Origin of the sequence: Acidovorax sp. KKS102 (assembly GCF_000302535.1) — a bacterium.
Taxonomy (GTDB): Bacteria; Pseudomonadota; Gammaproteobacteria; order Burkholderiales; family Burkholderiaceae_C; genus Acidovorax.
Genome location: NC_018708.1, coordinates 825,102 through 837,367 on the forward strand (window position 1 = coordinate 825,102; position 12,266 = coordinate 837,367).

Annotated in this window: 9 protein-coding genes; 8 read left to right on the top strand and 1 reads right to left on the bottom strand. The window is 66.4% G+C overall.

Going from position 1 to position 12,266, the window contains the following annotated elements:
• The first annotated feature begins 3 nt into the window (after positions 1-3).
• The 8 genes from murD to ftsZ all read left to right on the top strand — a co-directional run bounded on the left by murD (position 4) and on the right by ftsZ (position 10,224).
• Complete coding sequence (gene murD / locus C380_RS03715) at positions 4-1,869, top strand: UDP-N-acetylmuramoyl-L-alanine--D-glutamate ligase (protein WP_015012553.1); 1,866 nt, start codon at positions 4-6, stop codon at positions 1,867-1,869.
• Complete coding sequence (gene ftsW / locus C380_RS03720; RefSeq protein ID WP_015012554.1) at positions 1,866-3,134, top strand: putative lipid II flippase FtsW; 1,269 nt, start codon at positions 1,866-1,868, stop codon at positions 3,132-3,134. The genes murD and ftsW overlap by 4 nt, the downstream gene beginning before the upstream one ends.
• Before the next feature lie 79 nt (positions 3,135-3,213).
• On the top strand, positions 3,214-4,275 hold the full coding sequence (gene murG, locus C380_RS03725; RefSeq protein ID WP_015012555.1) for an undecaprenyldiphospho-muramoylpentapeptide beta-N-acetylglucosaminyltransferase: 1,062 nt from the start codon (positions 3,214-3,216) through the stop codon (positions 4,273-4,275).
• Positions 4,272-5,705: a UDP-N-acetylmuramate--L-alanine ligase gene (murC, locus tag C380_RS03730; protein WP_015012556.1), complete on the top strand. Its 1,434-nt coding sequence runs from the start codon at positions 4,272-4,274 to the stop codon at positions 5,703-5,705. The genes murG and murC overlap by 4 nt, the downstream gene beginning before the upstream one ends.
• Positions 5,702-6,691 carry a D-alanine--D-alanine ligase gene (locus tag C380_RS03735; protein ID WP_015012557.1) on the top strand — a complete coding sequence of 330 codons (990 nt, stop codon included), beginning with the start codon at positions 5,702-5,704 and terminating at the stop codon, positions 6,689-6,691. Before murC ends, C380_RS03735 begins: the two co-directional genes overlap by 4 nt.
• Positions 6,691-7,494: a cell division protein FtsQ/DivIB gene (locus C380_RS03740; RefSeq protein WP_015012558.1), complete on the top strand. Its 804-nt coding sequence runs from the start codon at positions 6,691-6,693 to the stop codon at positions 7,492-7,494. Before C380_RS03735 ends, C380_RS03740 begins: the two co-directional genes overlap by 1 nt.
• A 107-nt stretch (positions 7,495-7,601) precedes the next feature.
• A complete protein-coding gene (gene ftsA / locus C380_RS03745; RefSeq protein ID WP_015012559.1) occupies positions 7,602-8,831 on the top strand; it encodes a cell division protein FtsA in 1,230 nt (409 codons plus the stop codon).
• 151 nt (positions 8,832-8,982) lie between these two features.
• Positions 8,983-10,224, top strand: coding sequence for a cell division protein FtsZ (ftsZ, locus tag C380_RS03750; RefSeq protein ID WP_015012560.1), 1,242 nt, complete (start codon positions 8,983-8,985; stop codon positions 10,222-10,224).
• A gap of 144 nt (positions 10,225-10,368) precedes the next feature.
• Here ftsZ and C380_RS03755 read toward each other — a convergent pair whose 3' ends face one another.
• Positions 10,369-12,150 carry a methyl-accepting chemotaxis protein gene (locus C380_RS03755; RefSeq protein ID WP_015012561.1) on the bottom strand — a complete coding sequence of 594 codons (1,782 nt, stop codon included), beginning with the start codon at positions 12,148-12,150 and terminating at the stop codon, positions 10,369-10,371.
• Between the last annotated feature and the right edge of the window lie 116 nt (positions 12,151-12,266).

Here is a 12,266-nt window from a genome sequence, read left to right on the forward strand (position 1 = left end):
GGCATGCAGGCCCCTTTGCCCGCAGAGCCCGCAGAGCCCGCAGCGCTCGCAGCGCTCGCAGTGCCTGAGGCGAATCCGCAGCAGGATGTTGCCGCGACAGGCAGCGAGGCCACAGACGCTGCGCCCGCAGCCAAAAGCACCAGCACCGCCTGGAACCCCGAGGCCGTGCCGGCCGTCTCCGCCGCGAAGGCAGCGGCGGACTTTGTGGCGCAGATCTTTGCCGAGGTGTCCGCCCCCGAGCCGGGCGCTGCGGACAGCGCGGACGTTGCCGAGACCGCTGAGGCCGACGAGTCCACCACGCCCGATGTGCCTGCAGGCCCGGCGCGCGAAGGCGTGGCGAACCTGCTGCAAGACCAGCACATCCTGATCCTGGGCCTGGGCGCCTCGGGCATGGCGATGGCCCGCTGGTGTGTGCGTTGTGGTGCGCAGGTCACCGTGGCTGACACACGCGCTGCCCCGCCGCAACTGCCTGCGCTGCAGCAGGAGCTGCCCCAGGTGCGTTTTGTGTCGGGCGCATTCGATGCCAGCCTGGTGCAGGGGCAGGACATGCATGCGGTCTATCGTTCGCCAGGGCTGAGCCCCGAGGCGGTTGCTCCTGTTTTGGAAGCGGCTCGTGCAAACAACATCAGCGCTGGCGGTGAGTTGAGCCTGTATGCCACGGCCTTGGCTGCGCTGCGTGCATCGCACGCGTATGCCCCCGCCGTGCTGGCCATCACCGGTACCAACGGCAAGACCACGGTGACCTCGCTCACCGGCCAACTGGTGGAGCGCTCGGGCAAACGCGTGGCCGTGGCCGGCAACATCGGTCCGACCCTGCTCGACACACTGGCAGAACACCTGGATTCCGGCACCTTGCCCGATGTGTGGGTGCTGGAGCTGTCGAGTTTTCAGCTCGATGGCGTGAATGGGGGTGAAGGCGGCTTCGAGCCCACAGCCGCCACGGTGCTCAACATCACGCAGGACCATCTGGACTGGCACGGCAGCATCGAGGCCTACGCTGCGGCCAAGGCTCGCATCTTTGGCCAGACGGGCTGGATGATCCTGAACCGCGAAGACCCTGCGGTGATGGGCATGCTGCCGCCGCCCGTCAAGGTCAAGCTGCAAAAGCCGCAGGTGCGCGCGCACATCACTTTTGGTGGCGACATGCCCCGGCGTCCGGGCGACTTCGGCATTGAGGTGGTCAGCGGCATGCCCTGGCTGGTGCGCGCCATGGACGCCGACGAAACCCGCAAGCGTGGCCGCAACGAGGTCGAAGAGGACCTGCATATCCAGCGGCTCATGCCGGCGGATGCGCTGCGCATCCGGGGGCGCCACAACGCCACCAACGCCTTGGCGGCGCTGGCGCTGGCCACAGCAGCGGGTTGCCCGCTGGCGCCCATGCTGTACGGCCTGCGCGAGTACCGGGGCGAGCCGCACCGCGTGGAACCCGTGGCCATCATCCATGGCGTGGAATATTTTGACGACAGCAAGGGCACCAACGTAGGCGCCACGGCGGCAGCGCTGGTGGGGTTGGGCACGGAGCGGCGTCTGGTGGTCATTCTGGGCGGAGAAGGCAAGGGGCAGGACTTTGCGCCCCTGGCCGCTCCCGTCGCCCGCTACGCACGTGCGGTGGTGCTGATCGGCCGCGACGCACCGCTGATCCGCGCTGCGCTCCAGGACGCCGGCGTGCCGCTGCTCGATGCGGGCACCTTGCCTGAGGCCGTCGCACTGGCAGCGCAGCGCGCCCATTCTGGCGACGCGGTGCTGATGTCGCCCGCCTGCGCCAGCTTCGACATGTTCAAGGACTACGAGCATCGCGCCCACGTCTTTTGCGAGACCGTGCGGGCGATGGCTGACGATGCGGGCCAGTCGGCGGAGGGCATGCAATGACAGCCCCCGCCAGCACCTTGCTCCAACGCGTGACCGGCTGGTTCGGTGGCCTGCCCGGCAAGGCGGCCGACGTGTTGCCCGTGCGTGTGGGCGGCACCGAGTACCGCCAGTCGTCCAGCACGCCCGCGAGTGTGCTGGGCTTTGACCAAGCCCTGCTCTGGGTGGTGGTGGCGCTGCTGGCCTGGGGACTGGTGATGGTCTATTCGGCGTCGATTGCCATGCCGGACAACCCGCGCTTTGCTAACTACGCGTCCACCCATTTCCTGACCCGCCACATGATGTATCTGGTGGTGGGCTTTGTGGCGGCGCTGCTGGCGTTCCAGGTGCCCATGGCGCTGTGGGAGCGCGTGGCACCCTGGTTGTTCATTGTGGCCCTGCTCATGCTGGTGGCGGTGCTGATTCCTGGCGTGGGCAAGGTGGTCAACGGCGCGCGCCGTTGGCTGTCCATCGGGCCGGTGGGCTTCCAGCCGTCCGAGGTGGCCAAGTTTGCGGTGCTGATCTATGCCGCCGACTACATGGTGCGCAAGATGGAGGTGAAGGAGCGCTTCTTCCGCGCCGTGCTGCCCATGGGCGCTGCGGTGGCCATCGTCGGCGTGCTGCTGCTGGCCGAGCCCGATATGGGCGCCTTCATGGTGGTGGCCGTGATTGCCATGGGCATCCTGTTCCTCGGCGGTGTGAATGCCCGCATGTTCTTCCTGATTGCTGGCGTGCTGGTCGGTGCCTTTGCGTTGATGATCGCCAGCTCGCCCTGGCGTCGCGAGCGCGTGTTTGCATACCTGGACCCCTTCAGCGAACAGCATGCGCTGGGCAAGGGCTACCAGTTGTCGCACTCGCTGATCGCCATCGGGCGGGGCGAGGTGTTTGGCGTGGGGCTGGGCGGCAGCGTGGAGAAGCTGCACTGGCTGCCTGAGGCGCACACCGACTTTCTGATGGCCGTGATCGGCGAAGAGTTTGGCCTCGTGGGGGTGGTGGCGCTCATCATCCTGTTCCTGTGGATGACCCGCCGCATCATGCACATCGGTCGGCAGGCCATTGCGCTGGACCGGGTGTTCTCCGGCCTCGTCGCACAGGGCGTGGCGATCTGGATCGGCTTCCAGGCCTTCATCAACATGGGCGTGAACCTGGGCGCGCTGCCGACCAAGGGGCTCACGCTGCCGCTGATGAGTTTTGGCGGGTCGGCGATTCTGATGAATCTGGTGGCGCTGGCGGTCGTGCTGCGCGTTGACTATGAAAACAAACTCCTCATGCGCGGAGGCCGCGTATGAGGAGTTTGTTTCACCAAAACAAGCTGCAGCAGCGTGCAACGCTGCCGAATGCGCAGCATCCGATGCGAGGAGGGCGGGTATGAAGCAGAAGACCGCCCTCATCATGGCCGGTGGCACCGGTGGCCACATCTTCCCCGGTTTGGCTGTTGCCGAAGAGTTGCGCGCGCGCGGCTGGCGCGTGCACTGGCTGGGCGCTCCCGGCAGCATGGAGTCGCGCATCGTGCCGCAGCACGGCTTTGCGCTGGAACTCATCGATTTCTCTGGCGTGCGCGGCAAGGGGCTCGTCACGCTGGCCCTGCTGCCGCTGCGCCTGTTGCGTGCGTTCTGGCAGGCGCTGCAGGTCGTGCGCCGTGTGAAGCCCGATGTGGTGGTGGGCCTGGGCGGCTACATCACCTTTCCGGGCGGGATGATGGGCGTGCTCGCGGGCAAGCCTCTGGTGCTGCACGAGCAGAACTCCGTGGCGGGCATGGCGAACAAGGTGCTGGCCGGTGTGGCCGACCGGGTGTTCACCGCCTTCCCCAACGTGTTCAAAAAGGGGCAGTGGGTGGGCAACCCGCTGCGTACCGCCTTCACACAGCAGCACGGCCCGGCAGAACGGTTTGCGGGCCGCAGCGGCCCGCTGCGTCTGCTGGTGGTGGGCGGCAGCCTGGGCGCGCGTGCGCTCAACGAGATCGTGCCCCAGGCCATTGCGCTGATGCCTGCCGACCAGCGCCCCACCGTAGTCCACCAAAGCGGTGCGGCGCAGATCGATGCGCTGCGAGCCAACTATGCCGCCGCGGGTGTCGAGGCAGAGCTGACGCCTTTCATCGACGACACCGCCAGTGCGTTTGCAGTGGCCGACATCATCGTCTGCCGGGCGGGGGCGAGCACCGTCACCGAGATCGCGGCCGTGGGCGCCGCGTCCATCTTTGTGCCCTTCCCGTCGGCCGTGGATGACCACCAGACCACCAACGCGCAGTTCCTGGTGAATGCGGGCGGCGGCTGGCTGGTGCAGCAGCGCGACCTGACGCCGCAAGGGCTGTCTGAAATGCTATTGAAATTGGAGCGGTCCACGCTTGTGGATGTAGCGCTCAAGGCCAAAAACATGCAAAAAATCAACGCCACCCGCGAAGTGGTGACTGCCTGCGAGGAGTTGGCATGAAACACGCGATTCGCCACATCCACTTCGTCGGCCTGGGCGGCGCCGGCATGAGCGGCATTGCTGAAGTGCTGTTCAACCTGGGCTACCGCATCTCGGGCTCGGACCTGGCCGACAGCGCCACGCTGCGCCGCCTGGCCGACTTGGGCATCAAAACCTGCCTCGGCCACGCGGCCGCGCACATCGATGGTGCCGACGCCGTGGTCACGTCCACAGCAGTCACATCGGACAACCCCGAAGTGCTGGCCGCACGCGAAAAGAAAATCCCCGTGGTGCCGCGCGCGCTGATGCTGGCCGAGCTGATGCGCCTCAAGCAGGGCATTGCCATTGCGGGCACGCACGGCAAGACCACCACCACCAGCTTAGTGACCAGCGTGCTGGCCGAGGCGGGACTGGACCCGACTTTTGTGATCGGCGGCAAGCTCAACAGCGCGGGCGCCAATGCCAAACTGGGCAGCGGCGACTACATCGTGGTCGAGGCCGATGAGTCCGATGCGTCGTTCCTGAACCTGCTGCCCGTGATGGCGGTGGTGACCAACATCGATGCCGACCACATGGAGACCTACGGGCACGACTTCGGCCGGCTCAAGGGCGCGTTTGTGGACTTTCTGCACCGCATGCCGTTCTATGGCACGGCCATCCTGTGTGTGGACAGCCCCGCCGTGCGCGACATCCTGCAAAGCGTGACCTGCCCCGTCACCAGCTACGGCTTCGCGGAAGACGCCCAGGTGCGTGCCATCAACGTGCGTGCCGATGCCGGCCAGATGCGCTTCACGGTGCAGCGGCGCAACGGCGTCACGCTGCCCGACATGGAGGTGGTGCTCAACCTCGCGGGCGAGCACAACGTGCTCAACGCGCTGTCGGCCATTGCCGTGGCGGTGGAGCTGAACATCCCCGATGAGGCCGTGCAACGCGCGCTGGCGGGCTTCAAGGGCGTAGGTAGGCGCTTCCAGCGCTATGGCGATCTGCCCGCGAAGGACGGCGGCACCTTCACCGTCATCGACGACTACGGCCACCACCCGGTGGAAATGGCTGCCACGCTGGCAGCCGCACGTGGCGCGTTTCCCGGGCGGCGCCTGGTGCTGGCCTTCCAGCCGCACCGCTACACGCGTACGCGCGATTGCTTCGAAGACTTCGTCAAGGTGATCGGCCATGCCGACGCGGTACTGCTCACCGAGGTGTATGCCGCAGGCGAGGCGCCGGTCGTGGCTGCCGATGGGCGCTCGCTGGCCCGTGCCTTGCGTGTGGCGGGGCGCGTGGAGCCTGTGTTTGTGGACAACGTGGCCGATCTGCCCCAGGCCATTGCCGACAACGCACGCGCGGGCGATGTGGTGATGTGCATGGGCGCCGGTTCCATCGGTGCCGTGCCCGGCAAGGTGGTTGAGATGCTACAAAATAATGAGCTGAAAGCGCGTGAAGGGAGCGCACCATGACCCTTCCTGAATCGAATATCGACGTGAAATCGCTGGGCAAGGTCGCCGTCCTGATGGGCGGAGACTCGGCCGAGCGCGAGGTGTCGCTGATGTCGGGCAGCGGCGTGCTGCAGGCGCTGCGCTCCCGTGGCGTCGATGCCCATGCGTTTGACCCTGCGCAGAACGCGCTGGGTGATTTGAAGCGCGACGGCTATGCGCGCTGCTTCATCGCACTGCATGGTCGCCATGGCGAAGACGGCACGGTGCAGGGCGCGCTGGAGCTGCTGCGCATTCCGTACACCGGCCCTGGCGTGATGGCGTCGGCGATTGCCATGGACAAGGTCATGACCAAGCGGGTGTGGCTGGCCGAGGGCCTGCCCACGCCGCGCTATGTGTGGCTGGCCCCTGACCGCCAGCAGCGCGAAGTGGTACGCACCGTGCCCGACGAGCTGGGTCTGCCCCTCATCGTCAAGCCGCCGCGCGAAGGTTCGTCCATCGGCGTGACCAAGGTGCGCGGCTATTCCGACATGCAGGAGGCCGTGCAGCTGTCGGCCCAGTACGACCCCGACGTGCTGTGCGAAGAATTCATCGAGGGCGAAGAGGTGACCTGCCCCGTGCTGGGCCAGGGCGCCAATGCCCGTGCGTTGCCGGTGATCCGCATCGTGGCGCCCGATGGCGCCTATGACTACCAGAACAAGTACTTCACCGACGACGTGAAGTACCAGTGCCCGAGCGGCCTGCCCGAGGCCGAGGAGCGCGAGATCCAGCGCATCGTGCTGGAGGCCTATCGCACCCTGGGCTGCCGGGGCTGGGGCCGCGCCGACCTGATGATCCGTGCGAGTGACCGCAAGCCCTTCCTGCTGGAGATGAACACGTCCCCCGGCATGACAGGCCATTCGCTCGTGCCCATGTCGGCCCGGGCCTCAGGCATCAGCTACGAAGAGCTGTGCCTGCGCATCCTTGCGGATGCGGCACTGGACACGCCCGCAAAGCCAAAGGCTGCCTGATGAATCAGACGCTGCCCGCACCCCTGGACGTCAAGCTCATGAACCTGACCGCGTCGGTCCTGTTCGTGGGCTGCGCCATGGCCGTGCTGGCGGCGGGCGCGTGGTGGGTGCTGCGCTACCCCGGCTTTGCCATTGCACGCATCGTGGTGCAGGGCGAACTGGTGCACAACAACGCGGTGACGCTGCGGGCCAACGTGGCGCCGCACCTGGTGGGCAACTTCTTCACGGTGGACCTGCGCGCGGCGCGCGAGGCCTTTGAGCAGGTGCCCTGGGTTCGCCGCGCGCAGGTGCGGCGGGTCTACCCCGGCAGCCTGCGTGTGGAGCTGCAGGAGCACGACGCCGTGGCGTACTGGGGCCCGGACACCGGCTCGGCGCTGGTCAACAGCCAGGGCGAGGTCTTCGAGGCGAATGTGGGCGATGTGGAGCAGGAAGGCCTGCCGCGCCTGCAGGGGCCAGCGGGCACCTCGGCCGAGGTGCTGCAGATGTACGGGCTGCTGGAGCCGGTGTTCCAACCGCTTGGGCTGGATGTGGAAGAGCTGGAGCTGACAGGGCGGGGCGGCTGGCGCGCCACCCTCGACAGCGAGGCTGTGGTGGAGCTAGGCGGCGGTACGCCGCAGGAAGTGGTGCAGCGCACGCAGCGGTTTGTGCGAACCCTCACCCAGGTGGCCGCGCAGTACGGCCGCCGCGTGGATGCGCTGGAGTCGGCAGACCTGCGCCACGCCGGGGGCTACGCGCTGCGCCTGCGGGGCGTGACCACGGTGAGTGCAGACGCAACCGGCGCCACGGCCGTGCGCAAGAGGTGATGGCATGAGGAACAACAGGACTGGACGCAGCATGCTGCAGGCCCCGAGAGGGCGGTGTGAGGGCTTGGTGGGACAGCGGGACAGAACCGAGAAGGGCATAGACTGATATGGCAAGAGAATACAAAGACGTCGTCGTGGGGCTGGACATTGGCACCGCCAAGGTCATGGCCGTGGTGGCCGAGGTTCTGCCCAATGGCGAGCTGAAGCTCGCAGGCTTGGGCGTGGCCCCGAGCAATGGTCTCAAGCGGGGCGTGGTGGTCAACATCGATGCCACGGTGCAGAGCATCCAGCAGGCCCTGAAAGAGGCCGAGCTGATGGCGGACTGCAAGATCCAGCGCGTCTACACCGGCATCACCGGCAGCCACATTCGCGGCCTCAACTCCAGCGGCATGGTGGCCGTGAAGGACAAGGAGGTCACGTCGGCCGACGTGGCTCGCGTGGTGGAGACGGCCAAGGCCATCAACATCAGCAGCGACCAGCGCCTGTTGCTGGTGGAGCCGCAGGAATTCGTGATCGACGGGCAGGATGTGAAGGAGCCCATCGGCATGAGCGGCATCCGCCTGGAGGCCAAGATTCACATCGTGACCGGTGCACAGAGTGCGGCCGAAAACATCATCAAGTGCGTGCGCCGCTGCGGCCTGGAGGTCGAGCAGCTCATGCTGAACCCGTTGGCCAGCAGCCAGGCCGTGCTGACCGACGACGAGCGCGAGCTGGGCGTGGTGGTGGTGGACATCGGCGCAGGTACGACGGATGTGGCCATCTTCACGGGTGGTGCGATCCGTCACACGGCGGTGATCCCGATTGCGGGCGACCTCATCACCAGCGACATCGCGATGGCGCTGCGCACCCCTACGAAGGACGCCGAAGACATCAAGGTGGAAAGCGGCTACGCCAAGCAGCTGCTGGCCGACCCCGAGGCGCAGGTGGAAGTGCCCGGCCTGGGCGACCGCAGTCCGCGCATGCTCAGCAAGCAGGCGCTGGCCGGTGTGATCGAGCCGCGTGTCGAAGAAATCTTCTCGCTCGTGCAGCAGGTGGTGCGCGAGTCGGGCTACGAAGAAGTGCTGTCGTCGGGCATCGTGCTCACGGGCGGCAGCTCGGTGATGCCCGGCATGATCGAACTGGGCGAAGACATCTTCCTTAAGCCCGTGCGGCGCGGCATCCCCAAGTATTCCAGCGCTCTGGCGGACATGGTGGCTCAGCCCCGTGCAGCCACGGTGATGGGCCTTCTGGAAGAGGCCCGACTGGCGCGCCTGCGCGGCTTCAAGGTGGCTCAGAAGAGTGGGTCCATGAAGACCGCATTCGGTCGCTTCAAAGATTTCATCGTGGGGAATTTCTGACCATGAAATATCCCCTGTGGCTAGCGCGTGGGAGCCCTCACCAGATACCGCGCGAGCGATGGCGATGTACAGGACCGCCACGCACTACAAGAAAAATGATCCCATCTCTCAATTGGCAATTGCATACGAATTTAGAACCAGGAGCTCCAAGATGACCATCGAAATGATCGAAGCCGAAGAATTCAACCAGGGCACCCAGATCAAGGTGATCGGTGTGGGCGGCGGCGGCAGCAATGCCGTCGAGCACATGATTGCCCGCAGCGTCCAGGGCGTGGAGTTTGTCAGCGCCAATACCGACGCGCAGGCGCTCACGCGCAGCTCGGCCCACCGCGTCATCCAGCTGGGCAACAGCGGGTTGGGCGCAGGGGGCAAGCCCGAGAAGGCCCGCGACGCGGCCGAGGCAGCGGTGGCCGATATCCGTGAAGCCATTTCCGGCGCCCACATGCTGTTCATCACGGCGGGCATGGGCGGCGGCACGGGCACGGGCGCGGCGCCCGTGATCGCGCGCGTGGCCAAGGAGATGGGCATCCTCACCGTGGGCGTGGTCACCAAGCCTTTCGACTGGGAAGGCGGTCGCCGCATGAAGAATGCGGACGATGGTCTGGCCGAACTGGAAGCCAACGTGGACTCGCTGATCGTGGTGCTCAACGAGAAGCTGCTGGACGTGCTGGGCGACGACATCACCCAGGACGAGGCCTTTGCGCACGCCAATGACGTGCTCAAGAACGCCGTGGGCGGTATCGCTGAGATCATCAACGAATACGGCCAGGTGAACGTGGACTTTGAAGACGTGCGCACCGTGATGGGCGAGCCCGGCAAGGCCATGATGGGCACGGCCACGGCCAGCGGCCCAGACCGTGCACGCATCGCTGCCGAGCAGGCGATTGCCTGCCCGCTGCTCGAAGGCATCGACCTGTCGGGCGCCAAGGGCGTTCTGGTGCTGGTCACAGCCAGCAAGGGCAGCCTCAAGCTGTCCGAGTCGCGCCAGGCCATGAACACTATCAACGCCTACGCATCCACCGATGCGCATGTGATTTTCGGTGCCGCCTACGACGAAAGCCTGGGCGATGAGATCCGCGTGACCGTGGTGGCCACGGGCCTGTCGCGTGCCAATGCACGCCGCCAGCCCATCTCGGTGGTGCAAGGTGGTCTGCGCACGGGCACGGACAACATGGCCTACCAGATGCCCGTCGCAGGTGTGGGCACGCTGGGTGGCGCCGTGGGCGTGCCAGGCGGCCATGCAGGCAGCGCACAGGCCGACTACGGCAGCATGTCGGTGCCCAGCGTGTGGCGCACCAACCGCACGCAGGCGGCAGCCCGCGTGGATGCCCTGTCGTCGGGCGGCATGGATGACCTGGAGATCCCCGCCTTCCTGCGCAAGCAGGCGGACTGAGAGCCCCGCTGATCGCACTTCGCCTCCCCTTGATGGGGGGCATAAAACAAAAAGCCCTGCCAGCGCAAGCTGGCAGGGCTTTTTTACTGGTGTGGTGTGCTTCAGCGCGCGTTCAGGCCTGGGTGGCCCCAGGCCTCTCAGCGATCAGAAAGACTCCCAGTCATCGTTGTTGTCTGCCGCAGGCTTGGGGCTGCTGGCCTTGGGGGGCAATGCCGCCGCTGGGGCAGGTGAAGGCGCCGCTGGGCGAGGGGCTGCCGGCGCCTTGGCCAGGGCTGGGCGGGGTGTTGCGGCGCGCACTGCAGGAGCCACGGCGGGGCGTGGCGCGGCTGCGGGCCGGCTGGCCGGGGCGGGCGCGGAGGTGCTGCCGTTCACACGGAAGAGCGCCACCACCTGGGTGAGCTTCATGGCTTGCTCGCGCAGACTGTCGGCGGCGGCGGTGGATTCTTCCACCAGTGCCGAGTTTTGCTGCGTCATCTGGTCCAGCTGGTTCATGGCCGTGTTGACCTGCGCAATGCCCTGGCTCTGCTCCGACGTGGCGGCACGGATCTCGCCAATGATGTCGGTCACGCGCTGTACGCTGGCCACGATCTCCGTCATGGTGGCACCCGCATTGCCCACCAGGGCCGTGCCGGACTCCACCTTCTCGACCGACGCGCCGATCAGCGACTTGATCTCCTTGGCGGCTTCGGCGCTGCGCTGCGCCAGGCTGCGCACCTCGCCGGCCACCACAGCAAAGCCCCGGCCCTGCTCGCCAGCACGGGCGGCCTCCACGGCGGCATTGAGCGCCAGGATGTTGGTCTGGAACGCAATGCCGTCGATGACACCGATGATGTCGCTGATCTTCTTGCTGCTGGCGTTGATGTCCTGCATGGTGGACACCACCTGCGACACCACCTCGCCCCCGCGTGCCGCCACTTCGGCGGCGGACGTGGCCATCTGGTTGGCGGTCTGGGCGGAGTCGGAGGTCTGCTTCACCGTGCTGGTCAGCTCCTCCATGCTGCTGGCTGTGGTCTGCAGGTTGCTGGCCGTGTCTTCGGTGCGGTGGGCCAGGTCGTTGTTGCCTTGCGCAATTTCGCTGGACGCGGTGGCGATGCTGTCGGTGGCCGAGCGCACTTCGGTCACCAGCTTGCGCAGCGAGGTCACCATGTGTGCGAGGCCGTCCAGCATGGAGCCCGGAGGGGCGGCCGGAATCTGCGCGTCCAGGTTGCCTTCGGCCACCTCGGACATGATGGCAATGGCATGGGTGGGCTCGCCGCCAATCTGGCGCAATACCGAGCGCGACACCAGCAGGCCGATCACCCCCACCGCCACAAACACCGCCAGCACCAGCGCCAGGCTCGACCACAGGGCCTGGCGCAGCATGACATCCACGTCGTCCGTATACAGCCCGGAGCCGACCATCCAGTTCCAGCCATCCACCTTGACGATGTACTGCAGCTTGGGCACGGGCGTCTGCTGGCCGGGACGCGCAAACATGGTGGGCACAAAGGCCTTGCCATCCTTGCTGTTGCGCATGCCGTTGACCAGCAGGCCGATGATGTCCACGCCCGAACCGTCCTTGACCTTGCCGAGCATGTCCTGCCCGTCCCATTCGGTCTTGAAGGGGTGCATCACGCCCACGCCCTCCGTGGTCCAGATGTAGAAATATTCGGTCTTGCCCTCGGGGCCGCCGTAACGGGCAATGCGCAGGGCGTCCTTGGCGGCTTTCTGCGCATCTTCCACCGACATGGCGCCGCTGGCGGCCTTGGCTTGGTAGCCGACCACGATGCTGTGGGCGGACTGGACGGCGGTGGTCAGCATGTCCTTGCGGGACTCGGTGATCAGCCGTCGCTCCTGGAGGAGGGACAGGATGGCCATGATCAGCAGCGCCGTGAGCGCGGTGCCGATCATGAGCATGACCTTCATCTTGAAACTGAGCTTGCTCATGGGAGTCTCCTGTGGGGCGGGTTTCATGTGTTCATGTTGTGGTTTCCAAGGCCCTCTGTACCAAATTTTGCGACCAAGCATGGGGCCTGCACAGTAGGTGAAAACGCGGCGGTAGC

What these genes read in the sequence shown, in the direction of transcription:
- C380_RS03755 (WP_015012561.1), bottom strand. Translation starts at nt 12,150, where the DNA reads ATGAGCAAGCTCAGTTTCAAGATGAAGGTCATGCTCATGATCGGCACC.
- murC (WP_015012556.1), top strand. Translation starts at nt 4,272, where the DNA reads ATGAAACACGCGATTCGCCACATCCACTTCGTCGGCCTGGGCGGCGCC.
- murG (WP_015012555.1), top strand. Translation starts at nt 3,214, where the DNA reads ATGAAGCAGAAGACCGCCCTCATCATGGCCGGTGGCACCGGTGGCCAC.
- ftsA (WP_015012559.1), top strand. Translation starts at nt 7,602, where the DNA reads ATGGCAAGAGAATACAAAGACGTCGTCGTGGGGCTGGACATTGGCACC.
- C380_RS03740 (WP_015012558.1), top strand. Translation starts at nt 6,691, where the DNA reads ATGAATCAGACGCTGCCCGCACCCCTGGACGTCAAGCTCATGAACCTG.
- murD (WP_015012553.1), top strand. Translation starts at nt 4, where the DNA reads ATGCAGGCCCCTTTGCCCGCAGAGCCCGCAGAGCCCGCAGCGCTCGCA.
- C380_RS03735 (WP_015012557.1), top strand. Translation starts at nt 5,702, where the DNA reads ATGACCCTTCCTGAATCGAATATCGACGTGAAATCGCTGGGCAAGGTC.
- ftsZ (WP_015012560.1), top strand. Translation starts at nt 8,983, where the DNA reads ATGACCATCGAAATGATCGAAGCCGAAGAATTCAACCAGGGCACCCAG.
- ftsW (WP_015012554.1), top strand. Translation starts at nt 1,866, where the DNA reads ATGACAGCCCCCGCCAGCACCTTGCTCCAACGCGTGACCGGCTGGTTC.